The following is a 26,431-nucleotide window of genomic DNA, read 5'->3' as shown; positions in this document are numbered from 1 at the left end:
TACGAAAAGATAGACTGTTGCACAAAGATAAATTTACCTTCGTGCAACAGCCCCAGATCGCCGCGAGCGGCGATAATACATTTGCTGCGGCAAAGGAGTCAAAATGTCAATTTTCTATTTCGAGAATACGCCGCACGGTACACGCCGTGACGGCTCAAAACTCAATACAAAATTGCATTTTGAGTATATTGCCCGTGAAGGAAAGTTCGAGAAAAGCCGTTCAAGACGGGAAGACCTTGTTTTTCTTGCTTCCGGCAATCTGCCAGAGTGGGCGGAAAATGCCTCTGATTTTTGGGAGCAAGCCGAAACCCACCGACGCAAGAACGGACGTGCATATCGGGAGTTCCGCATCGGCTTACAGGAAGAGCTGACCCTTGAAGAAAACAAAGCCCTGATCGAGCGATTCATAGAGGAGGCGGAAATAAAAAAGAACCACGTATATTCATACGCGATTCATGACAAACCGGCAGCATTCGACAGCCAGCATCGTAACATTCACTGTCATTTGATGTTCAACGAAAAAGTGTTAGAGGCGGATCGCTCGCTCTCAGAAGATAAGTTTTTCAAAAACTACGCAGAGAACGAAGCGGGTGAACCGACACAGGGCTACCGCACAGAGACGTATTGGGCACGGAAGGAGGCAACGCTTGAACTGCGTGAAAAATGGGCGCAGCTTGTCAACGATAAATTCAAAGAAAAAGGGCTGTCCTGCCGAATCGATCATCGAACGCTGGATGCACAGCGTCGTGATCTGATTGAACAGGGGAAACTAGAGGAAGCGGTGCTGCTCGATCGGACACCGGCACCGCACCTTGGAAACATTTACAAGAACCCTGCCATGATGAAAAAAATTCAGTTCGCGATTGAGGAGGCATACCGCACGGCTGATGATTCAGAAGTCCCCGCCGATGCCACTGACGAACGATCGCTAGAAGAGGTAAATATCGCTGTATTCGCCAACGATTTTGCACTGCGCAAAATCGCACGCGAAATACAGCAGAAACGCCTGCGTATTCGCGCCGAGCGCGAAAACGCACAGGACGACCACGAGATTGCAGAAATCCAAGACGATCCATACGCGGTGACAGTGGAGGATGTCTATTCGTATTGCGCGAAAAAGGAATCTGTATATCGGAAACTTGCAGCGCGTGAACTTGCACAGTATAAACGGATGAAGAGGTCCGCTGACAAAAAGATGCAATACGCCTCTGCGGTTGATCGCGTATTTGGCGGTGAATATGGTAAAACAAAGAAAGCCTACGCCGCAGCGGCAAAGAAGCTACAAACGGCTCGCGCACATGCAGATGCCCTCGTACAGAAAAAAGAAAAGTCTCCTGCTCTTTTTGATGCGCTGCGTGAAGTAAAGCGTTTGAGCGATGAAAGAACGACGTTAGGAAAGAAACTGGCCGTGCTCAAAACGGAAATGAAGACGGATGCTTTCCGGGAAAAGGTCGATGCTATCGTCCAGCAGAATCAGACAGCACAGCCGACAGATGCAGCCATCGCCGCTATGTATAAAAAACATGTGGCAGCACTCAATGAAGCGGAACGCTATGCAGCGATTCGCAGCCGTCTGGAAAAAGCGGATCGTGCAATGATCCTGTTCGCGGACAAGATGCCGCGCACACTCAATCGATATTCAAAAATAGACGGAGAGACACCGATCGGCAGTTTGAGGTCTAAGACGTTTGACGGAAGAACCTATGTCTTCTTAGGACAGCTGCCGGATGACGGAAAGAAAATCACCATGATTGAAGCCGTCCGCATAAACGATGATATACGGCGCGGCTCTGTCCCGAAATATCAGCTGCTCTTTGATCGTGAGAAGGGGCGGATCATCTCTGCCGCCGAAGCACGCGATACGGACGGAAACGTAGAATACGTCCGCCTCTACCGTAAAAAAATCGACGTGATATACAGCGCACCACAAACAGGAAAAGAGGGGCACGCTCGCCTCGCGTCAGACAGGCAATCAGCCGTCGCGTAAGAATGATCCGTGGGAAGATTTCAGCTCTAGCAGACCGCTTCCTTAGAGAGCATGAACAACAGGGGAAAATCACGGTACACTGGCAGGAGGATCAGACACGCGATAAGGCGATAGCACAAGAAGAAAAAATGTACCAAAATTGGGGCAGGTAGCCTTACACAAAATAACGTAGTATAATAAACAAAAAGGAGGGAGTCATATGTTGCAGGTTTTATCAAGGCCATACGTAAATCGTGCATCTCGGGCTTGTCAGGGCCTTATGAATATTAGGCATGGCGAAATAATGACCTATGAAACTTTGGCAAGGATATTCAAAAAAGAAATCCCTTATGATAAAACCAAACATTTGGGGTATTTATTGGGATTTTTTGACGAATGTTATATATCCCTGATTAAAGACTTTATGCGTGAACAGGATATATCCAAAGAGCAGATTGTTGATATTTTCCAACTCCTTCCGGAACAAGGAGAAACCTATGCTTTCAGGAGAGCGTTGAATCATGGTGAGTTCTAAAGACAGACCAGACTATGTTTTATCCACGCAACTACTCGAATATGCGGCATCTATTATTGAGGAAGCCAAGCTGCCCTCTTCCACCTATTCATTAGGCGGAGGAACGGTCTTATCCTATGTATTCAATCATCGTAAGAGTAAAGATATTGATATATTTATCAATGATCCTCAATACATGGGAGCGTTATCTCCGCGCTTTAATGAACGCAGCGAACAGGCACTGTCCTATAATGAGGACGGCAACTGTATTACGCTGTCCTTTGACGAGGGAAAAATTGACTTCATATCATCTACACAAATTACAGATTTTCCGGCAAAAATACAAACAATATTTGGTCATAGAATAGCCGTTGACGATCCAGTAGAAATCGTATGTAAAAAAATTTATTTTCGGGGGGATCGTGCGTACCCTAGAGATATATTCGATCTTTCCGTATTATATGAAAGTAATCGGAGAGAGGATCTTATAACGGCAATGGCAAGGTATCCTGATAAAATCAACCAGTTCGTAAGCAAATTCAAAAAGGATCGATTAAATCCCAATATTGAACCGTATAGCGCAACATATTCGGGATCATTGCTGCCTGACGGAGAAAAATTTATTGGAAAAGAATTTTCTATTTGCCAAAAATTTATTCAAGAAGTAGAGCAAAAATGTGAACAGTCCATTTTACTGAAGCCAAAACGGCATCCCGTAATGCGAAAAAAGAATACGAGCAAGGATCAGCAGCGTGATCGTTGATAATCTTCTACACACAACAAAAGGTGTCCACAACGGACACCTTTTGTTGTGCACGGGAGGGCACTTATTATCGCCCCATGCTGCGTGCTTTTCCCTGCTCTTTTTTAGGCGTAAGTGAAACCTTGCGCTTGCGGGGAATGGTTGCTTTCTTCTCGATCGGCGTCTTTGCAGGTTCAGGCTCTTTCTCAGGCGTCTTCTTCGGTGCAAAGTGCCGCTCTTTCCATTCCGCGACGATAGACGCACCGCGATCCTTGCTGATCTCACGCTCCTTTTCAATCATGTGCTCTTTCATATAGTCCGCAGCGCGTTCTGCGTCACGCGCCGCACGGAAGAGTTCATTCGGATCGTCACGCAGCACAGATGCCCATGATTTGAGGTATGCCGCGTGATTGTTCCGGTGATCCTCATTGAAATTTATCCCGTATTCCTGATGAATGAACAGCGACGCAAGTTCTGCACGCAATTCTTTCCGCGCGTAAGACTTGCTGCCAAACGTGCCCCCCCGCTGTCAAAGTAGAGCGATCCAGACGGGATTCATGCCCTGTGCTGTGCGCGATCTCGTGGGCTACCGTCGCATAAAAAGCGTCTGTAGTCTTGAAGCCCTCTTTCGGTGTCACATGAATCTCATCTGTCATGGGCTGATAGAAGTTTTGCCCCGACTGATCGAAGTGAATTTTCGCTTCGCTGTTTGCCATCATGCGCTCCATCTTCTCATTCAACACCTCTGGTTCTCTCGGAGCTTTCTGCAAAGGGGGAATCCCCTCCATTTGCTCTGCATTGAATACCACATAGGACTTGATGATCGGCTGCGGCAGTCGTTCCTTTTTGACGGACATACGACCGTCAGCATCGACCTCATACACAGGTTCTTTTTTCCCCGTTTTGGGGTTCTTCTCCCAAACCTCACGTTCAAACTGATAATACTCGATATGAGTGCCTTTCTCGCCCTTCTTGATCCGTCCGCCCATCTCCTGCACCTGCTTGAACGTACCCCAGCGGGGATCTTTATATCCGTGCTGCATCGCAACGAAGGAAAGGCGAAGATTGTTGCCACCGCGATAGTAGCTTGGACGACCGCTGCGCTGCATGATGTTACATGGGCGTCCACTCACGGTAAGACCGGATTCCCAAAACAGCGGCTTTCCGGCCTCGATGTCGGCAGCAATCTTTTCGACGACCTCCTTGCGATCCTCCATGATCTTATCCATGCTCATTTTTCCGTCGCCTTCTCGTCATCCTTAGCTTGCAGTTCGCTCTCCTCTTCCGGAAGCAAAACATCTTCCTCGGGCACAATACCGTATTTCTCGATAACGTCCTGCGCCTGTGCGTCCTTGTCCTTTAACATCTCCATTCCTCCTGTCGTAACCAGTTCTGCCCGCACAGCATCTGCATCGGCACGCATGGAGAACACAGCACCGTTGTTATACCAGACGTAACCGTTCTCATGCGCCGCACAGCTCTCAGCGGAAAATACACTTCTGCCATCTTCGATTAGCTCCAAACGCATCAGCATCCCTCCTCTCTACGTCCCAGTCCCTTTGACACGCTGCTTCCACGCTTGAACAAGGTCTGTTCCGTGTAAGCCCTCGCATCCTGGAACAGTAACAGGCTCATAAGCCTCTTTCTCTGTCGCGATCATAGCCTCAATCCGCGCCTTTTGCGCGGCAATCGCTTCTTGTCGTCGTCGCTTTTCTTTTGCGGCGAGTTCTTCCGCAACACCTTTCCCGTCCACATAGTCCTGTTCAAGCGCACGACGCAGCCACCCGCCCGGATTCTTCACCTTGCCTTCGACCACGAGCCGCCGCAGGTAACGGCACTTGTCCCAAATGGTCATGTAGCCGTATTCCCGGAGAAAACCCCGTGCGGTATTCTCTGCAATGCCAAATTCGCCGAGAACGGAGATTACTTCGTCCTCTGCCACACTGTGCTCGCCATCGAAAAGCCTTGCAGAAGAATTTTGTCTTCCTGGAAAGGACACTATGGATTCTTTCGGAGCAGCCCCCATTTCCTCTCTGATCACATCTAGGACTTTCTGACGTGTCGCGTCTCTCTTTGAAGGTTCTTCTTCCCTAGAGTGAATAGTAACACCCTCTTCTTCAGCTTTGCTTGAGTTGCTTGTTGTTGTTGTTGTTGTTTTATTATCATAATGATTAAGAACAACAACACCATTGGTAGTATTAACACTTGTATTATTAGTGTCCGCTTTCACGGTGTCCCATGAAACAGGACGCGTGGATTCTGCGGTCTTTTCGCCGTGTCCTATCTCATGGGACACGGTTTCTTCAATCGATCTGTCCGGAGCACTTTCTTCCGGCTGCTCAACTTTTTCTGCCCGCAATTCCAAAACACGCTGTGGATCAAGATTGATCTCGTATGTGTTCCGGAAAAATTTCTGATTGCCGCTGCGTGATTGGATCACCGTAATATATCCATAGTCCACGAGCTGCTTCATATATTTCGCATAGGTGTTCTTGTTGATCTGCAAGTCGTAGCAGATTTTATCCCTGCCGGGAAATGCGCCGTTCCCAAACGTGCACACATAGGAGTAAATCGCCTTTGCGGTCACATGCAGCTCTCGATCCTGCATGACGTATTTTCCGACCATCCCATAGCCGCGATCAAGTATACTTTTGGGATATTGACGAATATGTTCTTCGGGGGCTTGTGATTGTTCCATCGCTGACCTCCTAAATCCGTTGCTTTGGTTGATTGTTCCAGCAATACTGTATCGCCCTGCACGCCATATCCAACGCAGCCATATCATCCCACGCTTCAAACTGCTGCTTTATATCGTCGAGCTTATGAATTGCACGGAACGGGGATATGACATAAGGCTCCCACGGAAGTGGAGCATAGTCCACCTCATCCGTCGGGGCGTAGATGATTTCTTTATCCAGTTTTCGAGCAACTTCCAGCTCCTCTAGTACGCCTTTGCTGTTCGCCCAGCAAGGCAGCACATAAACAACGTCTGCACATTGCAGCATTTCTTTTGTAATACGAAGATAATCTGCCCATTTCAGCCCGGAGGGAAGCACAGCCGGATTGATAACTGTAGCACCTTGCTCCTGCAAATTCTTCTCTGCGCTCGTGAATTGCTCTTTATAGTCCGTAACGCCAGTGATTGCACCGGCGATAAAGACAATTTTCCCTTCAAGATTCATAGCTTACTCACCTTCCCTATAAGTGTTTCAGTGTAAAGAATGTATGAATGTGAATACATAAGGGCTTATAAATGGTATGACAATAGCCCAAAAAGTAATAATTATCACCTGTGTCCTTTAATCTGGAATGCAAGTATAATCCCTCAAATCATCCAATCATCAAGTGAACACAGGGCGTTTTGTGCCATTGTGAGTGCAATAACTTCCCTGTGGCGATCCTTTTTCTCAAGTTCAATTTTCAGTTTTACAAGGATTTCAGACGCTTCCTCATTCGTCATGTGGTCGCTACTCGAAATCGTAGAATTAAGCGGAGGCGGGACGGTTTCAGTGGAATCCTCGACGGAATCCTTGTCCTGTTTCTCTGCGATCGGCAATCGCTCCTGTCCTTCCACTTCTTCAAGAATTGTTTCAACAGGCTGCTCCTGCGGTCGTTTCTGATCCTTAATCGCCTGAACGGTCGGGCGCATCCCTTCCTCATCGATTACGGCAAGAGCGTCATCCTGTGCATCTGCAGACAGGCTTGACAATTCGGCAGCGGCGGTCGCTGTCATACGTCCATCCTCGACGGCCTCTTTTGCCGCATCGGATAACTTACCAATAGATTCTTTGCGCTGCAGCGTCGTTTCGGATATGCCCAAGACACTTGCAAAAAATGTCCGGAATTTCCCTGTGACCTCCCCTGACGCTTTCTGTTGGTCGTAGATTTTCCGAATGATCGGCTTGATGTATAAAATCTCTGCCGCTTCTTCCGTGGGGGAAAGATTGCGCCGAGATCCCTTGTTTGGAAACACAATGTTCAGTATTTCCATCTCGTGTAACGAAATGATACCTTCCAGCGGGTTCACAACTTCCCGAACGATCGTCGGCACGCGCGGATCATCCGTCGTTCCATGTTCAAGGCGATAGAGCTGTGCAAGGCGACGTCGATGCCCGCTGAGAATCATGAACTTTCCTTCTTCATCCGGATGTGGCTTCACAATCAGCGGCTCGATCCGCTGCGTAAGATCGATCATTGCAGCAAGTTCCTCGATGTTATCTGTACTGTAGAACGCATTTTTCGGATTCGGCACAAGATCATGCACGTCCCGCAGAATGATTTCTTCGGCAGGGTGTCCATTATGGACACCCTGCCCGATCGGCTGTGAGTTCTTATTGAGGAGCTTTGCAATAAGCCCCGGATTCTGCTTTTTCATCAGGCTTCCTCCTCCATCTCAAGGAGTTCTTTCAGGAATCGAACAAGGTCAAGCGCAAAGCCGCATGTCGGCGAATATTCATAGATACTCCTGTGTTCCTCTGCCGATGCTTCCGGCTTATCCTTCGTATAGCGGATGCGTGTTGTAAACAACGGAATATCCTTGCGCATTTTTGCAAGAACACGGAAGCCGTGCGGCGTGGGGGAAAACTTATTGAGAAGACATCCACGAAAATGCAGCGCGGGATTGTAGTCTGCTTTGATTGCTTCAATGTACGTAATCATCTGCTCGACGCCACGAATACCGTACAGATCGGGCGTTGTCACAATGATTACGTCATCGCTGGCCGTCAATGCGTTGATAACAGATGCGTTAATCGTCGGGGGATTATCGATCAGACAAATATCATATTCGCCATCGATGCTGCGCAGCGCATTTCCAAGAATGGACTGCTGTACGATGTTCTCGTCCTTGATAACCGTCACATTGGCGTCAAGCAACCGTTCATCACTAGGGAGAAGATCGATTGCCGGATACCTGGTCGATGAGATTGCGGCGCGGATCGGCAGTGTGCCGGTCAAGACATCGGCAATCGTGCGCTCCGAATGCACGTCAAAAAACTGCGTCGCATTGCCTTGATCGTCGTTATCGACAACCAGAACACGCAGATCGCAGCTCTCCGCAAGAGCATAGGCAAGATTGACCGTAATCGTCGTCTTTCCTACGCCGCCTTTTTTGTTGATGAGGGATATGGTTTTCATAAAAATCAGTCCTTTCGCTATTGTTCCTATTGCGAAAGTCTGCTATACTCAGATAAGCGATGATCTGTTTCGTGCAGACTTTCATCAAAATGCTGTCAGTGTCCGCTGGCAGCATTTTTCTTTTGGGGCTGAACGGGATTGTGCTCTGCGTTCCTCTAGCATATCAGAGAAACAACACCCAAAAATCCTATGATTTTTCACTTTAGCTGATCCCCCCATATATCAAGCACATCTGTGCCGAGGCATTCAGCTATTTTCATAGCAACCAAAGTTGACGGAATCTCCGGCTCTACATCATCCTCATATTTGACATACAGATGAAACGGAATGCCGATCGATTCTATGACCTCTCGCTGTGACAGCTTCTTTCGTGCCCGAATCTGCCGCAGACGGTTTCCAATACGACGCTGGAAAGAAGCAAGAAAAGGACTCTCCTCTACAAACGTCTTCCCGCAATCGTGGCAACGATAGCGTCGTCGATTGTAAACGTATCTCTTAGTCGCCCCCGGGATTCCACGCAGCACTTGTGGGCGATATTGATGTACGCCGATATGGGATGAGCTGCAAAAGGGGCAGGTGACATGCCCCGGATGCGGCAGATGAAAATGTACCTCTCCATCCGTCATGCTCTCCACACAATCATCAGGGAGTCTATCAACGTAGTTGACAAACTCCGTGGGCTTTATCATATTCTCACCTCTTTTCGGGAAAAAAATAAATGCTGCGAAGATACAATTTGTATCTCCACAACATTTATTATAGAGCCCGAAAAAATGTGAAAAAATCATGTGATTGATGCGTTGTTTTCAGCGCGCAAATATTGACAATGGTCGAATTTGGATATAATATGGCTATAAAAATGGGAGGTGTGTTCCGATGATGACACTCGCAGAGACAATTCACCCGTCGGCAGATTTGCGCAACAGATACAGCGAGATTTCGCGGCTGTGCCGCGACGATCGCAAGGCGGTCATTATCACCGTCAACGGACGCGGTGATACCGTCTCGCTTGGGTACGAACAATACCAACAGATGAAGGCACGCATCGAGCTACTTGAGATGTTGGGAGCGGCTGAGGAGGATGTCCGCAGCGGTCGCATCGCGCCGATGCAGGAGAGTTTTGATGCGCTCCGCGTCGAGCTACTTGCGAGGAAATAAAGATGTCCTATCGGGTGATTCGCACGGCGAAGGCGGATGAGCAGCTGCGGGACATTGTTCTGTATTGGGCAGAGCGCACGGGCAGTGTGGACGAAGCACTGAAGCTTTTGGCTCGTTTGGAGTGCGCGATCATGCGCCTTGCTGACTTTCCTGAGAGCGGCGTGCTGTCGCGCTATACCGCTCTCCGAGCACGCGGCTATCGGGTGCTGATTGCCGAGAAGCTGCTTGTGTTTTATAAGGTTGACAATGCGTTGGCAACGGTCATGATTTATGCGATTGTCGACGGGAGACGGGACTATTTGAATCTCGTTTGAAACGGACTTGCAAAGCTGCGTGCAAAAACGGCGTACATTTCATATTTTCTCCTTGACAGAATGCCCTTGTGCAGATATAATATTTAAGTGTCGCTCATGCGGCGCAGGAAGATTTTATGCGGAAGTAGCTCAGTGGTAGAGCACCACCTTGCCAAGGTGGGGGTCGCGAGTTCGAGCCTCGTTTTCCGCTCCATCTTTCGGCGACATAGCCAAGTGGTAAGGCCGAGGTCTGCAAAACCTTTATCCCCAGTTCGATTCTGGGTGTCGCCTCCAATATGAAATGCAGTCTGGAAGGATTTCTTCCAGACTTTTTTACTATCTATGGAATCGCTGATAAAATGAAGTCTGTCAGATTGGTGCAGATTTTATGTCCTGCCAAGGAGACAAACCGGACGCATAGCAGAGGCTATGTGGAGGATTTGTCGACACAGGCAGGGCGAAAACAGATGCACCAAGATGGCAGTGCTGAATTTATCAGTGCTTCCCTATATATGGTAAATGAAAGGGAACGAATGCGGGGACGTTACAAGATACTTGTCTATGGATGCCAGATGAACATCGCCGATGCTGAGCGCATGGAGGGGCAGTTGCAGGGCGCGGGCTACGTGCGCACGGAGGAGATGGAGTCGGCGGATATCATCCTCATCAACACCTGCTGCGTGCGCGAGACGGCAGAGGACAAGGTCTATGGGAAGATCGGCGAAATAAAAAAAATAAAGGAAAAAAATCCGAAGCTGATCTTCGGCATCGCGGGCTGTATGGCGCAGAAGGAGGGCGACAACCTCATGCGCCGTGCACCGCATATTGACTTCGTGCTCGGGACGGGGAAAATACAGGAGCTGTCACGCATTGTTGCGGAGATTGAGGCAGAGCATTCGCCTGTGGTGGACGTGACGCTCGCAGACAAGACGATTGCGGAGAATCTGCCCATTGCACGCGGCGGCAAGTTCTCCGCGTGGGTGCCCATCATGTACGGCTGCAACAACTACTGTACCTACTGCATTGTGCCGTATGTGCGCGGACGGGAGCGCAGCCGTGCGCCCGAGGAGGTCGTGACGGAGGTGCAGCGTGCGGTCGCGGAGGGCTATACTGAGGTGACGCTGCTCGGGCAGAATGTGAATTCGTACGGCAAAGATCATAAACGTGCGGACTTTGCAGATCTCCTGCGCATGGTGGACGAGGTGGAGGGCATTCGCCGCGTGCGCTTTATGACCTCGCATCCGAAGGACATCAGCGACAAGCTGATTGATACGATCAAGAACGGTGAGCACATCTGTGAGCACATCCATCTGCCCGTGCAGTACGGCAGCAACCGCATTCTCAAGGCGATGAACCGCGTCTACACGGTGGAGAAGTACCGCGAGCGTGCACAGCGGGTACGTGAGGCACTGCCAAACGCGAGCCTGACGACCGATCTCATCGTTGGTTTTCCGGGGGAGACGGATGAGGACTTCGCGGAGATGCTTGCATTTCTGCGTGAGATGCGCTACGACTCGGCATATACATTCCTCTACTCGAAGCGTTCGGGCACGCCTGCCGCGACGATGGAGGATCAAGTCCCCGATGATGTGAAGCACGCACGGCTGAATGCACTGATGAAGGAGCAAAACATCATCAGCCGTGCGATCAATGACGGTCTTCTTGGTGCGACGCTTGAGGTTATGGTCGAGGGCGCGAGCAAGAACGATCTGACCGTTTGGAGCGGGCGCACGCGCACGAATAAGATTGTACTCTTCCCGCACGGCACGGAGTGTGAAGGTGACTTTGTGCAGGTACGCATTACGCAACCCCAGACATGGGTGCTGAAGGGCGAGATTGCTCATTGATTACGATGTGAGCCCCACGCGAACACCTCGTTACGCAAGTGATCGCACGCTTATTCGCCTAAATACCTGCGAATTCCAAACGCGCTTCGCTTGAACGAATAAAATTCGCAGGGGGCGAAACGCGAGCTTTTCTCACTTGCTTCACTAGGGTTCGTTCAGGGCTTCACATCATGTACACACCGCACTCACAAAGCCTCCCCTGCCAGAGCGGGGGAGGTGGCACGCATTAGCGTGACGGTGGGGGCGCTTTGAACAATGCACTGCTATCTTTTGTTTTTATCACATGATTTAGGAGGTTCGTTATGGACGCGCAGAACGTCACGCCGATGATGCAGCAATATCTCTCCGCGAAGCAGGCGCATCCGAACGAACTGCTCTTCTTTCGTCTCGGCGACTTCTATGAGATGTTCTTTGAGGATGCAAAGGTAGCGGCAAAGGAACTCGGACTGACGCTCACGAGCCGCAGCGGCGATCTCGACAAAAGTCCCATGTGCGGCGTACCCTACCATGCGGCGGACAGCTACATCGCACGCCTCGTCGCAAAGGGGTTCAAGGTCGCAATCGCCGAGCAGATCGGCGACCCGAAGGAAAAGGGGCTGACGCACCGCGAGGTGGTCAAGGTCGTGACCCCCGGCACGGCACTCTCGGACGAGGTGCTGCGCGACGCATCGAATATATATATCACGCTGCTTCACGAAACGACCGACGGAACGTTCTTCCTTGCGGGCGCAGACATCTCGACGGGCGAGACGTTCTACGCCTCCTATGCGGGCGAGACGGCGGTGCAGCAGATCCTTGACGAACTCTATCGCCGTATGACGGCAGAGCTCCTGATGACGGAGGGGTTCTCCCTCGCGGACACCGTACGTGCCTTTCTCACGCAGCGTCTTCCGCACTGCGCTGTCTCAACGGCAGAAACCGTGGCAAAGGACGAGCTGCTCGCGCAGCACTTCCCTGCGGCAGAGATTCCGACGGATGCAGGTGCGCGGATAGCAGTCGCGACGCTCCTCGGCTACCTCCACGATACGGTGATGGCGGATCTCTCGCAGATCAACCGCCTTTCCTTCCTCGACACGCGTGAGACGATGCAGCTCGACACCTATACGCTCCGCAATCTTGAGATCACACGCAGTCTGCGCGACGGCGGCAAGAAGAATACACTCTTTGACGTGCTCGATTTCACACGTACGCCGATGGGGACGCGCCTTCTGAAATCGTGGCTTGAGCATCCGCTCCTTGTGCCGCACCGCATCGATGCGCGTCTCGACGCCGTGGCGGAGCTTGTGGAGCAGGGATCTCTGCGCGGAGCACTGCGCGAACATCTGCGCTCGGTCTATGACTTCGAGCGCCTTTTGACGCGCATCGAGACTTTGGCGGCGAACGCACGCGACCTCGTTGCCCTGCGCGTTTCCCTTGCGGCACTCCCCGCCGTTCGCGAAATCCTCGGGACGGCGGCGAGCAGCCTCCTCGTACGTGCGCACGCATCCATTGAGACCTTCGACGAACTCCGTGACACACTCGAACGTGCGATTGTGGATGAGCCGGGACTCTCTGTGCGCGATGGCGGCATCATTCGTGCGGGCTACAATGCGGCACTCGATGAACTGCACGCCTTTTCCCACGACAGCAAGTCCCTCCTGCAGGAGATGGAGGAACGCGAGCGTTCGCGTACGGGCATCAAGACGCTCAAGATCGGCTACAACAAGGTCTTCGGCTACTACATCGAGGTGCGCCATAGCGGGCGCGACCAAGTGCCCGCCGACTACATCCGCAAGCAGACGCTTGCGAATACGGAACGTTTCATTACAGAGGAACTGAAGGACTTCGAGGCGAAGATTCTCGGTGCGCAGGAGAAAATCACCGCGCTTGAGTATCATATTTTCACTGAATTACGTGAGCAGGTGCGGGCGCAGCTTGTCCCCATCCAGAACGTCGCGCGTGCGATTGCGCGTGTGGATGTCCTCCAGAGCCTTGCAGAGGCGGCGGCAAGCTATCGCTACGTGCGTCCAAAGGTGACATCGAACGGAACGATCCTCATACGGGACGGACGTCACCCGCTCGTGGAGCGTCTGCTGCAGCGCGAGGTGTTTGTCCCGAACGATACGGATCTCAGTCATGGCGGAACGGAGACAATGCTCATCACGGGGCCGAACATGGCGGGCAAATCCACCTATATGCGGCAGGTCGCGCTGCTTACGCTCATGGCACAGGTCGGCAGCTTCGTCCCCGCACGTACGGCGGAGATCTCTCCCGTTGACCGCATCTTCACGCGCATCGGCGCGAGCGACGATCTCGTGAGCGGGCAGAGCACCTTCATGGTCGAGATGAACGAGGTCGCGCAGATTCTGCGTGAGGCGACGCGTGGCAGCCTCGTCATCCTCGATGAGATCGGGCGCGGCACGAGCACGTTCGACGGCATGAGCATCGCCCGTGCTGTCGTGGAGCATATCGATCAGCGCATCCACGCAAAGACGCTCTTTGCAACACATTACCACGAACTCACGGAGATGGAAAACGAGCGCATCTGCAACTACTGCATCGCCGTGCGCGAAAAGGGAAAGAACGTCGCGTTTCTGCGCCGCATCGTCGCGGGCGCGGCGGACAAGTCCTACGGCATCCACGTTGCGCGTCTCGCGGGACTGCCGCCGAAGGTGACGGCGCGGGCAGAGGAGATCCTAAAAGCACTCGAACAGAAGGATGCTGCGTCCGCTGTCGCCGAAATACCCGATGCAAACACGCAGGAAATGCCGCCCGCAGAGGGAATGGCATCCCTCTTTGCAGACGGGACACTCGCTGAACTGCGTACGCTTGACATTATGACCATGACACCGCTCGAGGCGATGAATACACTCTATCGCTTGCAGGAACAGGCGCGAAAGGAGGCAGGGCAGGCATGACGCAGATTCGCGTACTGGACGATACCACCATCAACAAAATTGCGGCGGGTGAGGTTGTGGAACGTCCCGCCTCCGTTGTCAAGGAGCTTGTCGAAAACGCGATGGACGCGGGCGCGACGGCGATTGAAATCGAAATTATGGGCGGTGGCATTAGTTTTATCCGCGTTACAGATAATGGGCGCGGCATGACGCGCGAGGATGCAGAGACGGCGATCCTGCGCCATGCGACCAGCAAGATCTCCTCCGTCTCGGATTTGCAGACCGTTGCGACGCTCGGTTTTCGCGGCGAGGCACTGCCGACCATCGCATCCGTCTCGCGTTTCTCCCTCCTCACGCGGCAGGCATCGGATGATCTCGGTACGCGTGTTGACATCCTCGGCGGCAAAACGCCCGAGATTGAGGATGCGGGCTGTGAGATCGGGACGAGTGTGCGCGTTGAGGAACTTTTTTTCAACACGCCCGCACGCAAGAAATTTCTCAAGACGAATACGACCGAGGCGGGCAAGATCAGTGACTATGTGATTCGGCTTGCCCTCTCGCGCCCCGATATCGCATTTCGCTTCATTAACAACAACCGTCTCACCATCATGACGGCGGGGGATGACAGCCTGCGCCGCGCCATCGAGAGCATCTACGGCGGCGATACGGCGGGGGCACTGATCCCGCTCGACTTCCACGATGAGGAGGCGGAGATCCGTATCACGGGCTACATCTCGAAGCCGTCCGTGATCCGCAGCAGCCGCGCGTGGCAGACGTACATCGTCAACGGACGCACGATACAGAATCGTGCGATTGCGAAGGCGATTGACAATGTCTACCGTGCGCTCGTTCCGAAGATGGGCTTTCCGCTTGCCGTTCTTCGCATCGAAGTGCCGCAGCGAACCATTGACGTGAACGTGCATCCGCAGAAAACGGAGATGAAATTCGAGGACGAGGGGCGCATCTTCAAGGCGGTATACAAGTCTGTGCTCGACGCGATTCGAGGAGCTGCGGGGGAGAGTACGGCAATTGCGTCGTCGGTTGAAAAGCCGAAATTTCACTATGAAGCCGTGCCGCTGAACGTTGATGCACCTGTCCATGCGACGCCATACACGCAGAAAGTTGCCGCGTCCGCAAACACCTACGCGATGCCGCCCGTGCGCCCGCAGACCGTACATGAGGCGGTGCAGTGGCGTGGGCAGAGCGTTGACCTGCGTGCCGCGCAGGATTCTGTCACTGCCGCACGCACCGAAGAGCGTGCGAGATTTTCTGCGCAGACCGTACCCGCAGCACCGTCTCCGCACACAGAGCAGGGCGCGGAGATGGAGGGAAACCTCCTCCCCATCGGACAGGTTGATCTCACCTACATCATCGCCCAGAGTGCGCAGAGTCTCTACATCGTCGATCAGCACGCGGCGCACGAGCGCATCCTCTTTGACCGTTTCTCCGCACAGGCAGACGGAATTCCGTCCCAACAGATGCTTGTACACGCGATTCTCTCCTTCGATGCGCGTGAGGCACAGTACATCGAGGAGAATGGGGAGCTGTTCGACCGTCTCGGCTTCCACCTCGAACCTGCGGGGGAGCGTGCATATCGTCTGACCGAGGCGCCTGCAGACATTCCGCTCGATGAGGCAGAGGATACGATACGCGAGATCCTGATGTCCCTCGGCGATCTGCACGCGGCGACCCCCGCAAATCTGCGTCAGGCGGGGCTCGCAACGATGGCATGCCGTGCGGCGATCAAGGCGGGGGAGGAGCTGAGCGTGCGTCAGATGGAAATCCTGCTCGACGAACTCCGTGCGACGCCGTTCCCGTTCACCTGTCCGCACGGTCGTCCGACCATCCTCCGATTCGATACCCATGACCTCGCGAAGATGTTCAAGCGCACGGGGTTCAATCTATGAGGACGAACACCATCAGCGCGATTGTGACAACCGTGCGGCGCGGACAGAAATACACGGAGGCGAACCGTACGCTTGCGACACGGACGGCGGCAGCACTCGGTATTCCAAACGTCCCACGCGGCAATGATTCGCTCGAAGAACTGCGTGCGGCATACGGCGTGGATGCCGCACTTGTCGCACGGCGCGGCCTCTTGACCCTCGTTACGGCGGAGGGGGAACTTTTCTTTCATCCGGGCATGGCGCATTTGCGTATTAAAAATTTGCTGCTCGGGCATGGCGACCACCTCGTCACTGCGCTTGGGCTTGTGGAGGGGCTGCACGTCCTTGACTGCACTCTCGGTACGGGCGCGGATGCGATTGTCGAGAGCTTTGCCGTCGGGGAGCGGGGGACGGTCACGGCACTTGAGGCGAACCCCCTGATTGCGGCAGTCATCGCAGACGGGCTTGCGCACGCGACCGGCGACAACTATGAGATGCACGCGGCAATGCGCCGCATTGAGGTGCATCATGCGGACGCACTCACCTTCCTGCGTGCGGCGGAGACGGACAGCTGTGATGTCGTTTACTTCGACCCCATGTTTCGACGTCCGCTTCACGAGAGCGCGGGCATGAACGCACTGCGCGTCCTCGCCGACTCGCGTGCGCTCACGGAGGAGACCATTGCGGAGGCGCACCGTGTTGCACGCCGCCGCGTCGTCATGAAGGAACGGCGAGGGAGCAAAGAATTTGAACGCCTCGGCTTCACGCACATCACGGGAGGGAAATACAGCCGTATCGCGTACGGCGTGATGGAACTCTAAAAATCTTTATTTCCATTTAAGTTTATCTCACATTCCACCGATATACACGGTGGAATGTTTTATTCTACACCAAAGAGAGGAGGTGAGGCGATGAGGATTGCAGACGATTCGATCGCGCTGGTCGGGCAGGGACGCAGGGGGGCCGACCACGGACGAAAAGTAATGGACAGCAGCGGAGCGTCGTTTGCACAGGTACTGGAGGGAGCACGGGAGCGCGTTCGTTTCTCGCAGCACGCAGAGGAGCGGCTGCAGCGGCGCGGTGTCATGCTCACGAACACGGAGCTTGAAAAACTCGGCTCCACCATCGACCGTATGCGGGAGAAGGGTGCAAGGGAAGCCCTGATCTACATGAAGGACAGTACGGCGATGGTCGTCTCTGTGACGAACCGCACCGTGATCACGGCACTTGACGACGTGACCGCGGCAGACAGTATTTTTACGAACATTGACAGTGCAGCCATCATCTGACGAAGCCGGACCTACGGGAGGCTTTTGACCGCGCGCGACTGGTGCGGTCAGCAGGGGACAATGTCTCCAAACAGGGCACACATATCCCTCTGGGGACTGTGTCTGCCGTACCGACGATGGCTTTCCTTTGCGCTGTCACACATGGCAAAGGAGAGATTCATTATGCAGCGTTCCATGTTCTCGGGTGTCTCGGGACTCAAGGGTCATCAGACCCGCATGGATGTTATCGGCAACAACATTGCGAACGTCAACACCACGGGCTTCAAGGCAAGCCGTGTCACGTTCGCAGACATGATCTCGCAGAACCTCTCGGGTGCGTCCTCACCGACCGGAAATATCGGCGGTGTGAACCCTAAGCAGGTTGGTCTCGGTATGAGTGTTGCGAGCACTGACCTCATCTATACGAACGGTTCTGTCCAGCAGACGGGAAAGAACACGGATGTTGCCATCTCGCGCGGCGACGGACTCTTCGTCGTGTCGAAGGGTGAGCAGAAATACTATACACGCAACGGTGCGTTTATATTCGACGCCGAGGGCAACCTCACACTCCCGAACTCCGGTCTCTATGTGCAGGGCTATATGGCGGACAATGGTGTTCTCAACGTCGCGGGCGACAATACGACGAAGATCCGGATTCCTGCAGGCAAGTCGATGGAGGCAAAGACGACTGCCACGGCGTCCTATACGAAGAATCTCAATGCGTCAACCCCGGGGTATGAGGTGGCAAACACCCTCGTAAAATATGCGGACGGCACCTCGGAGACAGTTGCGAACTACACTGTGACGGAAACAGGGCGCATCTCGCTGACACTCTCGACCGGGGAGACGGTCACGTTGGACGGCACGGCAGGCTATCCGTTCGATACGGCAACTCCTGTGGCGGGCAAGAAACTCTATACGTCTAAGATCTCCAATGTCACGGCTTCGCCTACGGGTAAGGTGGATCTCAAGCTGGGGATTGATCTTACAAACGCTTCCAGCCCCAAAGAAATTGCGGGTGGTACAGCGGATATTTCTCTCACGGGACTTGAAAGCGGTACATACGCCTTTGGCGGAACGTACAACATCAGCGGTACGATTACGAAGGTAACGACGGTCGGTACGAACAAAATCAAGCTGGAACTGGCTGCGGACAACAACTTTACCAATCCAAAGGCTGTGACAACCGTCACGGTTCCAAGCCCGACGACCTTTACCTACAAGGTCAACGACACCTATAGCGGACAGCTCAAGATCAAAGAGGTAAAGGGCAATGCCGGATCAACGCTGACGACGGCAGATGGCAATAAGGCGAAACTCGATGCTGCTGTGACCGTGGCGAGTGCGACACAGACCTTTGCACGTGTGGCTACGGCTGCAGACGGCAACGTCGCATCGACCTCGCGTGTCTCCATCTATGAGTATAACAACAAGACGGTCTCAGGGGTGGTACTCAATACAAAGAGCGGGACATCCATCGACGGACTTGTTGCTAAGAACTATAGTCAAGGAGATACGTTCTATCCCTCTGTGGCGACGACCGTCACGGTCTACGATTCTCTGGGGGCAAAGCACGATGTTCCAGTCGTTTATACGAAGGCGGAGAACAACAAGTGGACGGTCTCCCTCGGCAGCGGTGGTGATGCCTACACCATCAAGGAGGCGGACGGGACAACGACGACCGTTGCACTGACCAAGACCGACCTCAATTTTGACACGGCGGGGGCGTATGTTAGCGGAGCCGCTTCGCTCACACTCAAATACACCAACGGTGCTGCAGATCAGCAGGTCAGCATGAACCTCGCCGCCATCACGCAGTTCTCGGGCACGTCGACAATTGCGGCGTCCTCCGACGGCAATGCGGCGGGCACGCTCGCGAGTGTTGATATTGACAGCACGGGTGTTATCACTGGCACTTATACGAATGGTGTTCGTCAGAAGGAAGCCCAGATTGCAATGGCGCAGTTCAACAACCCGTCGGGTCTCACGAAGATGGGCGGCAACCTTTATCAGGAGTCGAACAACTCCGGTACGCGCACCATCAGCGGTGCAGCCGATATCGGCACGGAGCTGACGACCTCTGCGCTTGAGATGTCGAACGTTGACATCGCCGACCAGTTCTCGGATATGATCATCACACAGCGCGGCTTCCAGTCGAACTCGAAGATCATCACGGTCTCGGATGAGATGCTTGAGACGCTCATCAACATGAAGCGGTAAAAGGTTTCCAAAACATACAAAGAAGCGCAGCCATACGCTAAAACGTACAGCTGCGTTTCTTTTGCTTTCAGACGGCAATTCTATAGTTTGTATTTATACATCCTAGGCTTTACTAATAATCTGTTCGTGATGTATAATAATACACGTTGTATTATAGATGCGAAGAGTGGGGACTCTGTGCTGTCTAGAATGGGGGAATTGTTCTATGGAAATGATTTTGGGCTTTATTGTCCTCCTTGTCTGCCTGATTGTCGGTGTGCGGCACGGCGGACTCGGACTCGCGGTGATCAGCGGCTTCGGCCTTGTGATCTACACGTTTATCTTCGGCTATCAGCCGGGCAAGCCGCCGATCGATGTCATGCTCATCATCCTCGCAGTGGTTACCTGCGCGGGCTTCCTGCAAACGTCAGGCGGACTCACCGTCATGCTCAAGTATGCGGAGAAGTTCCTGCGCAACAACCCCAAGCATGTCACGATTCTCGCGCCGCTGACGACGTGGTTTCTCACGGTGCTCTGCGGTACGGGGCACGTTGTCTACACGATGTTCCCGATCATCTATGACATCGCGATCAAGCAGGGCATCCGTCCCGAGCGTCCGATGGCGGTCTCGTCCGTTGCTTCGCAGATGGGCATCTGTGCTTCGCCCGTGTCGGTTGCGGTTGTCTCGATGGTCGCGTTCCTCTCGGTCTCGGGCCATGAGTTCTCCGTGTTCCAAGTGCTCTCGGTGTCGATTCCGGCGACAGGTCTCGGCGTTTTCTTTGCGGCACTGTGGAGCTATCGGCGCGGCAAGGATCTCGAGCAGGATGAGCGGTTCCAGGAGTTCATCCGCGACCCCGAGAACAAGAAGTATGTCTATGGCGATGCGGAGAGCCTGATGGACAAGGAGCTGCCGACGGAGTATTATCGCGCCATGTTCATATTCTTCGCGGGGATCATCGCAATCGCAGTGCTCGGCAACTTCCCGGAACTCCTGCCGAAGTTCCCGCCGAAGGAGGGCGCGGATCCGAAAGCAATCTCGATGGTCGTCGTGATTCAGATGGTCATGCTGCTCGTGGGTGCGACGATTCTCCTCGCGTGCAAGGTCAAGGCAAAGGATGTCGGCAACTCACAGGTCTTCCGCTCGGGCGTGGTTGCACTCGTATCGGTCTACGGTGTGGCGTGGATGGCAGATACCTACTTTATGAATCACATGGGCGTCCTCAAGGAGTTCCTCGGCTCTGCTGTGCAGAACTATCCGTGGGCATATGCGGTGCTCGCGTTCCTCACGTCGAAGCTCGTGAACTCGCAGGGCGCGGCAATCGCCATTGTGGTGCCGATGGCACTGAATGTGGGCATGGATCCGATTCTCGTGCTCTCGTTCATCTCGGCGTGCTACGGTTACTTCTTCCTGCCGACGTACCCCTCTGATCTCGCGTGCATCGGCTTTGACCGCTCGGGCACGACGCGCATCGGCAAGTACATTCTGAACCACTCGTTCATGATTCCGGGGCTCATCGGTGTCACCTCGGGCTGCTGCGTGGGCTATCTCATCGCACATCTGATTTTCTGAGTGATTCCTATGAAAAAAAGGATTGCTGCAAAATGCGGCAATCCTTTTTTGTGCTCTCAGAGTATGGTATGATCGGGTTGGTGACTGAGGATGTCCTTGCTGAATTCGATGAAGGACTGGGCGGCGCGTGAGATGTAGCGGTCGCGCTTCCACGCGAGCCCGACATCAACGTAGATGGGGATCGCAAGGGGAATCGCGCGGATGCCCGGTGTGTCGCGTACAATCATATCGAGCAGGAAGGCGATGCCGACGCCGCTCGCGACGAGCCCCATGATGGTGACGACCTGATTCGACTCGAGCACAATGTTCGGCGTGACACTCGCCGTCTTCATCTTTTGCAGCATCGTCTGCCGCAGGAACGAGCCCTCCTTGAGCATGATGAGGCTGTGCTCCTCAACGTCCTGCAAGGTGATCGCTTTGCGTGCGGCAAGGTCGCTGTCCTCGGGCACGCAGCAGACGATCTGACTGCGTGCCATGGGGAGGAGCTGAAGGTTCGGCGAGCTCTCCGGGATGATGATGATGCCAAAGTCGAGCTCGTCGCGCTCAAGCTGTTCACGAATTGCGACAGAGCCCTCCTCGTGCAGATAGACATCGAGGTGTGAGTAGCGCCGCTGAAAGCTCGAGAAGATCTTTGGAAAGAGGTAGGCTCCCATCATCGGCGGGATGCCGATTTTGATGGTACCCTTCTGCAGCTGCTTGTAGTCGTTGACCTCGAGTACGGCATCCTGTATGTTGCGCAGCGCGATCTCGACGCGACCGAGAAAGACTGCTCCCTCCGGTGTGAGTGAGAGCTGCTTTTGGCTGCGGTCGAAGAGCTGGATTCCCAGCTCACCCTCGAGTTTCTTGATGGCAACGGTGATGTTGGGCTGGGAGACGCGGAGGCGTTCAGCGGCGCGCGTGATATTCTTGAGCCGGCTCGCCATCTGGAAATATTCCAACTGCCGTAGTTCCATGTGACCATCCTCCTAATAACTTTTCTTTATGCGTCTTCTATTATATCATATTTTCAGTGAATATATGATAGGATAATATAAAATTATTGAAAAGTTTTTCGTGGGATTTTAAGAGTTTTTTTTAAAAAGAGGTAGGATTTTTCGGTGTGTTATGGAATAATATAGGAAGATGTGGACGTATGTCTGACGGATCAGGCGAGTGCGCGTTCATCGTTCGAGAGAAATGGAATGGGGGCTTTTGTTTTGGAAAAATCAACGGTCATCGGGCTTATCATGGGGGTTATCTCGATCTTTGTTGGTATGATCCTGAAGGGTGCGCCTCTGTCGGCACTGAACAATCCGGCGGCGTTCCTCATCATCATAGGCGGAACATTCTCGTGCCTGTTCATCGGTTTTCGCATGGAACAGCTGGGGAATTTTGTCAACTTGATTAAGAAAACCTGCCAAGTCCCACAGTTGCAGGAGAAGGGGCAGCTCGTTCAGCAGTTCATCGAGCTGTCGCAGATCGCGCGTCGCGAGGGAATTCTTGCACTTGAGAGCAAAGCACAGGAAATTCAGGATCCGTTCTTCCGCACGGGGCTGGGGATGGTCATCGACGGCATGGATCCGGACTTCGTGGGAGATGTGCTGGATGCGGAACTCTCGATCATGCAGGAGCGTCACGCCGAGGGGCGTTCGATGTTCACACAGGCGGGTACATATGCGCCGACGCTGGGCGTTCTGGGCGCGGTTGTCGGTCTGATCGCGGCACTGGGCAACCTGAACGATATCGACAAGCTTGGTCACTCGATTGCTGCGGCGTTCGTTGCGACAATTCTCGGTATCTTTACGGGATATGTTCTCTGGATGCCGTTCGCGAACAAGCTCAAGATCATGTCGGAGCAGGAAGTCAGTCAGAAGCGCATGATTATCGAGGGAATTCTCTCTCTCCAGGCGGGCGACTCCCCGACGGCGATTGAGGCGAAGCTCATGGTCTTTATCCCGCAGACGGAGCGTGAGGCACTGAAGGGAGAGGGCTGATATGGCGCGTAAGAAACATGCGAAGCCGCATGAAGAGGAAGCGGGCGAGGCTTGGCTGCTGCCTTACTCCGATCTGATGACGCTGCTGCTCGCGCTCTTTATCGCACTCTTTGCGATGTCGCAGACGGACTCCTCGAAGATGCAGGCGCTCGCTCAGGCGTTTACGGCGGCGTTCAACATGGGCGGTCCGTCGTTCTTCTCGGGGATGGGACCCTCCACGGCGATGCCGAATACACCGACGACCTCGGCCGACAGTACGAATTCTGCCTATATGCAGGAGAACGAGAACCTGCGTGAGGCACAGGAAAAGATCGAGCAGTACATCAAGGAGAACAATCTCCAAGATCAGGTATCGACAGAGCTCTCCGAAGAGGGGCTGATGATCCGCCTGAAGGAGAAGGCTCTCTTTGCCTCCGGCTCTGCGGCACTGCAGGGGCAGGCGGAGCAGATTGTCCCCGTCATCGCGGGTCTGCTCGCGTCTCTGCCGGAGCGCGTGACGATCTCGGGGCACACGGACAATGTGCCGATTGCGACAGCGCAGTTCCCGTCAAACTGGGAGCTCAGTTCGTCGCGTGCGGTGAGCCTGATGCGCGGGCTGATGGGGGTGCAGCCGTCACTGAACCCAGCACGGTTCAGCGCACTCGGCTATAGCGAGTATCGCCCGATCGCGACGAATGACACGGAGGAGGGGCGTGCGCAGAACCGCCGCGTTGAGGTATTTATTGCGCGCAGTATGCGGTTCAGCCAGGACGACTCGATCAGTGCGTCCGATGGACAGGTGAAGACAAGCGCGAATGCACCGTCGACAGCGATGCCGAAGGCGACCGCGCCCGCTGCACCGACGGGTACACCTGAGATGGGCGCGTCGGTTCGTCCGACCCAGAACACACCGGGACTCGTACCCGCGCCGCTGCAGCGTTGATTTGTAAGAGAAAAAGAAATTGAAAGGGGCTATTGCGGTGCAATGGCTCCTTTTTCTGTCATTGACAGGAGGTTTTATGATTTTGGGCGTTGGCTGCGATATCATCCAAGTTCGACGCGTGGCACGTGCCATCGAGCATCCGCGTTTTTTGGAGCGCGTCTACACAGCACGGGAACGCGCCTATGCGGAGAGTCGCGGGAAGGGCAGGGCGGCGAGTCTTGCCGCGCGATTTGCGGGCAAGGAGGCTGTTCTCAAGGCCTTTGGGACGGGGCTGCGCGACGGACAACTGACGGATGTAGAGATTCTGCCCGATGCGCTCGGTGCACCAAAGGTGCAGCTCAGTGGATATTTTGCCGCACATGCGGCTGAGATGGGTGTGACAAACGTATGGATTACGATGAGTCATGAGCGTGACTATGCGCTCGCCTATTGTGTTTTGGAGGGTCAGCGATGAAGATAGCGTTTGCAGAGGATATGCGGCGGATGGATGCGCGTGTGACGGAGACATATGGGCTGCCCGCACTCGCACTGATGGAGAATGCGGGACGCCGCTCGGCGGAGGAGGCCGCAGAGATGCTTGGCGGAGCGGATGGCAAGGTGTTTGCTGTCTTTGCCGGTGGGGGCAACAACGGCGGAGATGCCTTTGCCGCAGCACGTCATCTCATAAATATGGGGGCGCGGGTGAAGGTGTTCTTCACGGGGGAAGCGGAGCGTCTCGGAGATGCGGCGCGTGCGATGCACGATGCCCTGCACGCAATGGGCGTGGAGATCCGCCCATTGGTGAGCGAGCGGGACTGGGATCGGCTGCGCGTGTCGCTGCGTTTTGCGGACGGTATTGTGGACGGGCTGCTTGGAACGGGGGTGCATGGAGAGCTGCGTGAGCCGACTGTCTGTCTCGTCGAGGAGATTAACGCTGCGGGAAAGCCTGTGATGGCGATTGATATTCCGAGCGGTGTGGAGGCGGATACGGGACGGATTTCCTCGGCCGCCGTGCATGCGGAGCGGACGCTCGCACTCGGCCTGCCGAAGGTAGGGCATCTCATCGGGCAGGGCGCGAATGCTGCCGGAGAGCTGTTGGTCGACGATATCGGTATCCCGTACGCGCTGCTCAGTGGAGATGAGCTGCGTCAGTCGCTCATCACGCGAGAGGCGGCGGCAAAGTTGCTGCCCGCACGCCCCCGTGATGTGCACAAGGGGAGCTGTGGGCGTATCCTCGTGGTCGCGGGCTCGCTCGGCATGACGGGGGCGGCGGCTCTTGCTGCGGAGGCTGCACTCAGGATCGGGGCGGGGCTGGTGACGCTTGCTGTTCCCGAAAAGCTCTATCCTGTGCTCGCGGCAAAGCTGACCGAGGTGATGGTCGTTCCCGTACCTGATGATGGGTCTGGATATTTCGGCGGGCTGAAGGCTCTTGAGACGGCACTCTCCCTCGCGGCAAATGCGGATGCGGTGCTGATCGGCCCAGGACTCGGACGCGCACCGGAGACGAGTGAGTTTGTGCGTCTCTTTGCCGCCGATGTAAAGGCTCCGCTCGTGATGGATGCGGATGCGATCTATGCGTTTCGAGGGGTTCTCGACACACTGCGTGAGCTGCCGCAGGTGCCGATCCTCACGCCGCATCTCGGGGAGTTCGCGGGACTCCTCGGCAAGGCGGCGGACGAGGTGGAGGGCGATCTGTTGAACATGGCACGCGCGGCGGCGAAGGAGCATCAGGCGGTCTTTGTCGTCAAGGGTGCGTGTACGATTGTGGTCTACCCCGATGACGATGCGTTCTTTACGACGGTCGGCAATGCGGGGATGGCGACAGCGGGCGCGGGCGATGTGCTCGCGGGTGCGATTACGGGGCTGATGCGGCAGATGGAGAGCGGGATGACGCCGCTCGTTGGTGTCTATGCGCACGGGCGTGCGGGCGATCTCGCATATGAGGCACACGGCAACGGGCTTTTGGCAGGGGATATTTTGCGTCTTTTGCCGCAGGCATTGGGGGAGCTGGTAAGGAATCGCTGATAAAATGAAGTCCGTCAGATTGACGTAGATTTTTTCGTCCGAACAAGGAGGCAAACCGGACGCATAGCCAAAGCTAT

General features: G+C 54.3%; 25 protein-coding genes and 2 tRNA genes. 18 read left to right on the top strand and 9 right to left on the bottom strand.

Features of this window, described 5'->3' with window-relative positions; genetic code table 11:
- The first annotated feature begins 103 nt into the window (after positions 1-103).
- The 3 genes from ACO6BQ_RS06640 (at position 104) to ACO6BQ_RS06630 (ending at position 3,243) form a co-directional block, all read left to right on the top strand.
- Positions 104-1,987 (top strand): MobA/MobL family protein, encoded by a 1,884-nt coding sequence (locus ACO6BQ_RS06640; protein ID WP_489120115.1) that lies wholly within the window; start codon positions 104-106, stop codon positions 1,985-1,987.
- Between the two features lie 199 nt (positions 1,988-2,186).
- Positions 2,187-2,501 carry a hypothetical protein gene (locus ACO6BQ_RS06635; protein WP_489120114.1) on the top strand — a complete coding sequence of 105 codons (315 nt, stop codon included), beginning with the start codon at positions 2,187-2,189 and terminating at the stop codon, positions 2,499-2,501.
- Positions 2,488-3,243, top strand: coding sequence for a nucleotidyl transferase AbiEii/AbiGii toxin family protein (locus ACO6BQ_RS06630; RefSeq protein WP_489120113.1), 756 nt, complete (start codon positions 2,488-2,490; stop codon positions 3,241-3,243). Before ACO6BQ_RS06635 ends, ACO6BQ_RS06630 begins: the two co-directional genes overlap by 14 nt.
- 67 nt (positions 3,244-3,310) lie before the next feature.
- On the opposite strand, the gene ACO6BQ_RS06625 is transcribed toward ACO6BQ_RS06630, so the two are convergent.
- The 8 genes from ACO6BQ_RS06625 to ACO6BQ_RS06590 form a co-directional block, all read right to left on the bottom strand.
- Positions 3,311-3,706, bottom strand: coding sequence for a zincin-like metallopeptidase domain-containing protein (locus ACO6BQ_RS06625; RefSeq protein ID WP_489120112.1), 396 nt, complete (start codon positions 3,704-3,706; stop codon positions 3,311-3,313).
- Positions 3,648-4,457, bottom strand: coding sequence for an ArdC-like ssDNA-binding domain-containing protein (locus ACO6BQ_RS06620; protein ID WP_489120111.1), 810 nt, complete (start codon positions 4,455-4,457; stop codon positions 3,648-3,650). Before ACO6BQ_RS06620 ends, ACO6BQ_RS06625 begins: the two co-directional genes overlap by 59 nt.
- Positions 4,454-4,750, bottom strand: coding sequence for a hypothetical protein (locus tag ACO6BQ_RS06615; RefSeq protein ID WP_489120110.1), 297 nt, complete (start codon positions 4,748-4,750; stop codon positions 4,454-4,456). Before ACO6BQ_RS06615 ends, ACO6BQ_RS06620 begins: the two co-directional genes overlap by 4 nt.
- 15 nt (positions 4,751-4,765) lie before the next feature.
- Complete coding sequence (locus ACO6BQ_RS06610) at positions 4,766-5,920, bottom strand: hypothetical protein (protein ID WP_489120109.1); 1,155 nt, start codon at positions 5,918-5,920, stop codon at positions 4,766-4,768.
- 10 nt (positions 5,921-5,930) lie between these two features.
- Complete coding sequence (locus ACO6BQ_RS06605; protein ID WP_489120108.1) at positions 5,931-6,404, bottom strand: DUF4406 domain-containing protein; 474 nt, start codon at positions 6,402-6,404, stop codon at positions 5,931-5,933.
- Positions 6,405-6,547: 143 nt separating this feature from the next.
- On the bottom strand, positions 6,548-7,597 hold the full coding sequence (locus ACO6BQ_RS06600) for a ParB/RepB/Spo0J family partition protein (RefSeq protein ID WP_489120107.1): 1,050 nt from the start codon (positions 7,595-7,597) through the stop codon (positions 6,548-6,550).
- Entirely contained in the window at positions 7,597-8,358 is a 762-nt protein-coding gene (locus tag ACO6BQ_RS06595; protein WP_489120106.1) for a ParA family protein, read from the bottom strand. Before ACO6BQ_RS06595 ends, ACO6BQ_RS06600 begins: the two co-directional genes overlap by 1 nt.
- A 197-nt stretch (positions 8,359-8,555) precedes the next feature.
- The gene (locus ACO6BQ_RS06590) at positions 8,556-9,047 is read right to left on the bottom strand and encodes a hypothetical protein (RefSeq protein ID WP_294343982.1); all 492 of its coding nucleotides are present in this window, start codon (positions 9,045-9,047) and stop codon (positions 8,556-8,558) included.
- A gap of 187 nt (positions 9,048-9,234) precedes the next feature.
- Here ACO6BQ_RS06590 and ACO6BQ_RS06585 point away from each other — a divergent pair, with 187 nt between their 5' ends.
- From ACO6BQ_RS06585 to ACO6BQ_RS06535, 11 genes are all read left to right on the top strand, one after another.
- Positions 9,235-9,516 (top strand): type II toxin-antitoxin system Phd/YefM family antitoxin, encoded by a 282-nt coding sequence (locus ACO6BQ_RS06585; RefSeq protein WP_489120105.1) that lies wholly within the window; start codon positions 9,235-9,237, stop codon positions 9,514-9,516.
- A 2-nt stretch (positions 9,517-9,518) separates the two neighbouring features.
- Positions 9,519-9,830 (top strand): type II toxin-antitoxin system RelE/ParE family toxin, encoded by a 312-nt coding sequence (locus tag ACO6BQ_RS06580; RefSeq protein WP_489120104.1) that lies wholly within the window; start codon positions 9,519-9,521, stop codon positions 9,828-9,830.
- A 118-nt stretch (positions 9,831-9,948) separates the two neighbouring features.
- Positions 9,949-10,023, top strand: a tRNA-Gly gene (locus tag ACO6BQ_RS06575).
- 6 nt (positions 10,024-10,029) lie between these two features.
- A tRNA-Cys gene (locus ACO6BQ_RS06570) sits at positions 10,030-10,103 on the top strand.
- A gap of 239 nt (positions 10,104-10,342) precedes the next feature.
- Positions 10,343-11,656 carry a tRNA (N6-isopentenyl adenosine(37)-C2)-methylthiotransferase MiaB gene (miaB, locus tag ACO6BQ_RS06565; protein WP_489120103.1) on the top strand — a complete coding sequence of 438 codons (1,314 nt, stop codon included), beginning with the start codon at positions 10,343-10,345 and terminating at the stop codon, positions 11,654-11,656.
- A 302-nt stretch (positions 11,657-11,958) separates the two neighbouring features.
- Complete coding sequence (gene mutS / locus ACO6BQ_RS06560) at positions 11,959-14,553, top strand: DNA mismatch repair protein MutS (RefSeq protein WP_489120102.1); 2,595 nt, start codon at positions 11,959-11,961, stop codon at positions 14,551-14,553.
- Complete coding sequence (gene mutL / locus ACO6BQ_RS06555) at positions 14,550-16,439, top strand: DNA mismatch repair endonuclease MutL (protein WP_489120101.1); 1,890 nt, start codon at positions 14,550-14,552, stop codon at positions 16,437-16,439. Before mutS ends, mutL begins: the two co-directional genes overlap by 4 nt.
- Entirely contained in the window at positions 16,436-17,239 is an 804-nt protein-coding gene (locus ACO6BQ_RS06550; RefSeq protein ID WP_489120100.1) for a class I SAM-dependent methyltransferase, read from the top strand. Before mutL ends, ACO6BQ_RS06550 begins: the two co-directional genes overlap by 4 nt.
- A 90-nt stretch (positions 17,240-17,329) precedes the next feature.
- Positions 17,330-17,707 carry a TIGR02530 family flagellar biosynthesis protein gene (locus ACO6BQ_RS06545; RefSeq protein ID WP_069181085.1) on the top strand — a complete coding sequence of 126 codons (378 nt, stop codon included), beginning with the start codon at positions 17,330-17,332 and terminating at the stop codon, positions 17,705-17,707.
- Between the two features lie 162 nt (positions 17,708-17,869).
- The gene (locus tag ACO6BQ_RS06540; protein ID WP_489120099.1) at positions 17,870-19,906 is read left to right on the top strand and encodes a flagellar hook-basal body complex protein; all 2,037 of its coding nucleotides are present in this window, start codon (positions 17,870-17,872) and stop codon (positions 19,904-19,906) included.
- A 205-nt stretch (positions 19,907-20,111) separates the two neighbouring features.
- Complete coding sequence (locus ACO6BQ_RS06535) at positions 20,112-21,455, top strand: anaerobic C4-dicarboxylate transporter (protein WP_489120098.1); 1,344 nt, start codon at positions 20,112-20,114, stop codon at positions 21,453-21,455.
- A gap of 56 nt (positions 21,456-21,511) precedes the next feature.
- On the opposite strand, the gene ACO6BQ_RS06530 is transcribed toward ACO6BQ_RS06535, so the two are convergent.
- Complete coding sequence (locus ACO6BQ_RS06530) at positions 21,512-22,408, bottom strand: LysR family transcriptional regulator (RefSeq protein ID WP_489120097.1); 897 nt, start codon at positions 22,406-22,408, stop codon at positions 21,512-21,514.
- A 228-nt stretch (positions 22,409-22,636) separates the two neighbouring features.
- Between ACO6BQ_RS06530 and motA the strand changes: the two genes are divergently transcribed.
- The 4 genes from motA to ACO6BQ_RS06510 all read left to right on the top strand — a co-directional run bounded on the left by motA (position 22,637) and on the right by ACO6BQ_RS06510 (position 26,354).
- A complete protein-coding gene (gene motA / locus ACO6BQ_RS06525) occupies positions 22,637-23,428 on the top strand; it encodes a flagellar motor stator protein MotA (protein WP_489120116.1) in 792 nt (263 codons plus the stop codon).
- 1 nt (position 23,429) lies between these two features.
- Complete coding sequence (locus ACO6BQ_RS06520) at positions 23,430-24,350, top strand: flagellar motor protein MotB (protein ID WP_489120096.1); 921 nt, start codon at positions 23,430-23,432, stop codon at positions 24,348-24,350.
- 76 nt (positions 24,351-24,426) lie between these two features.
- Positions 24,427-24,804, top strand: coding sequence for a holo-ACP synthase (acpS, locus tag ACO6BQ_RS06515; protein WP_489120095.1), 378 nt, complete (start codon positions 24,427-24,429; stop codon positions 24,802-24,804).
- On the top strand, positions 24,801-26,354 hold the full coding sequence (locus tag ACO6BQ_RS06510; protein WP_489120094.1) for an NAD(P)H-hydrate dehydratase: 1,554 nt from the start codon (positions 24,801-24,803) through the stop codon (positions 26,352-26,354). The genes acpS and ACO6BQ_RS06510 overlap by 4 nt, the downstream gene beginning before the upstream one ends.
- Positions 26,355-26,431 lie beyond the last annotated feature (77 nt).

Source organism: Centipeda sp. (in: firmicutes) (assembly GCF_057271695.1).
Note: the sequence above shows the minus strand (reverse complement) of the source record. Positions and strands in the feature narration are given on the sequence as shown.

Coding starts and splice junctions, on each gene's coding strand:
- mutL (WP_489120101.1), top strand. CDS start 14,550: ATGACGCAGATTCGCGTACTGGACGATACCACCATCAACAAAATTGCG.
- ACO6BQ_RS06620 (WP_489120111.1), bottom strand. CDS start 4,457: ATGAGCATGGATAAGATCATGGAGGATCGCAAGGAGGTCGTCGAAAAG.
- ACO6BQ_RS06530 (WP_489120097.1), bottom strand. CDS start 22,408: ATGGAACTACGGCAGTTGGAATATTTCCAGATGGCGAGCCGGCTCAAG.
- mutS (WP_489120102.1), top strand. CDS start 11,959: ATGGACGCGCAGAACGTCACGCCGATGATGCAGCAATATCTCTCCGCG.
- acpS (WP_489120095.1), top strand. CDS start 24,427: ATGATTTTGGGCGTTGGCTGCGATATCATCCAAGTTCGACGCGTGGCA.
- ACO6BQ_RS06600 (WP_489120107.1), bottom strand. CDS start 7,597: ATGAAAAAGCAGAATCCGGGGCTTATTGCAAAGCTCCTCAATAAGAAC.
- ACO6BQ_RS06545 (WP_069181085.1), top strand. CDS start 17,330: ATGAGGATTGCAGACGATTCGATCGCGCTGGTCGGGCAGGGACGCAGG.
- ACO6BQ_RS06535 (WP_489120098.1), top strand. CDS start 20,112: ATGGAAATGATTTTGGGCTTTATTGTCCTCCTTGTCTGCCTGATTGTC.
- ACO6BQ_RS06635 (WP_489120114.1), top strand. CDS start 2,187: ATGTTGCAGGTTTTATCAAGGCCATACGTAAATCGTGCATCTCGGGCT.
- ACO6BQ_RS06585 (WP_489120105.1), top strand. CDS start 9,235: ATGATGACACTCGCAGAGACAATTCACCCGTCGGCAGATTTGCGCAAC.
- motA (WP_489120116.1), top strand. CDS start 22,637: ATGGGGGCTTTTGTTTTGGAAAAATCAACGGTCATCGGGCTTATCATG.
- ACO6BQ_RS06605 (WP_489120108.1), bottom strand. CDS start 6,404: ATGAATCTTGAAGGGAAAATTGTCTTTATCGCCGGTGCAATCACTGGC.
- miaB (WP_489120103.1), top strand. CDS start 10,343: ATGCGGGGACGTTACAAGATACTTGTCTATGGATGCCAGATGAACATC.
- ACO6BQ_RS06595 (WP_489120106.1), bottom strand. CDS start 8,358: ATGAAAACCATATCCCTCATCAACAAAAAAGGCGGCGTAGGAAAGACG.
- ACO6BQ_RS06640 (WP_489120115.1), top strand. CDS start 104: ATGTCAATTTTCTATTTCGAGAATACGCCGCACGGTACACGCCGTGAC.
- ACO6BQ_RS06580 (WP_489120104.1), top strand. CDS start 9,519: ATGTCCTATCGGGTGATTCGCACGGCGAAGGCGGATGAGCAGCTGCGG.
- ACO6BQ_RS06520 (WP_489120096.1), top strand. CDS start 23,430: ATGGCGCGTAAGAAACATGCGAAGCCGCATGAAGAGGAAGCGGGCGAG.
- ACO6BQ_RS06550 (WP_489120100.1), top strand. CDS start 16,436: ATGAGGACGAACACCATCAGCGCGATTGTGACAACCGTGCGGCGCGGA.
- ACO6BQ_RS06615 (WP_489120110.1), bottom strand. CDS start 4,750: ATGCGTTTGGAGCTAATCGAAGATGGCAGAAGTGTATTTTCCGCTGAG.
- ACO6BQ_RS06510 (WP_489120094.1), top strand. CDS start 24,801: ATGAAGATAGCGTTTGCAGAGGATATGCGGCGGATGGATGCGCGTGTG.
- ACO6BQ_RS06610 (WP_489120109.1), bottom strand. CDS start 5,920: ATGGAACAATCACAAGCCCCCGAAGAACATATTCGTCAATATCCCAAA.
- ACO6BQ_RS06590 (WP_294343982.1), bottom strand. CDS start 9,047: ATGATAAAGCCCACGGAGTTTGTCAACTACGTTGATAGACTCCCTGAT.
- ACO6BQ_RS06540 (WP_489120099.1), top strand. CDS start 17,870: ATGCAGCGTTCCATGTTCTCGGGTGTCTCGGGACTCAAGGGTCATCAG.
- ACO6BQ_RS06630 (WP_489120113.1), top strand. CDS start 2,488: ATGGTGAGTTCTAAAGACAGACCAGACTATGTTTTATCCACGCAACTA.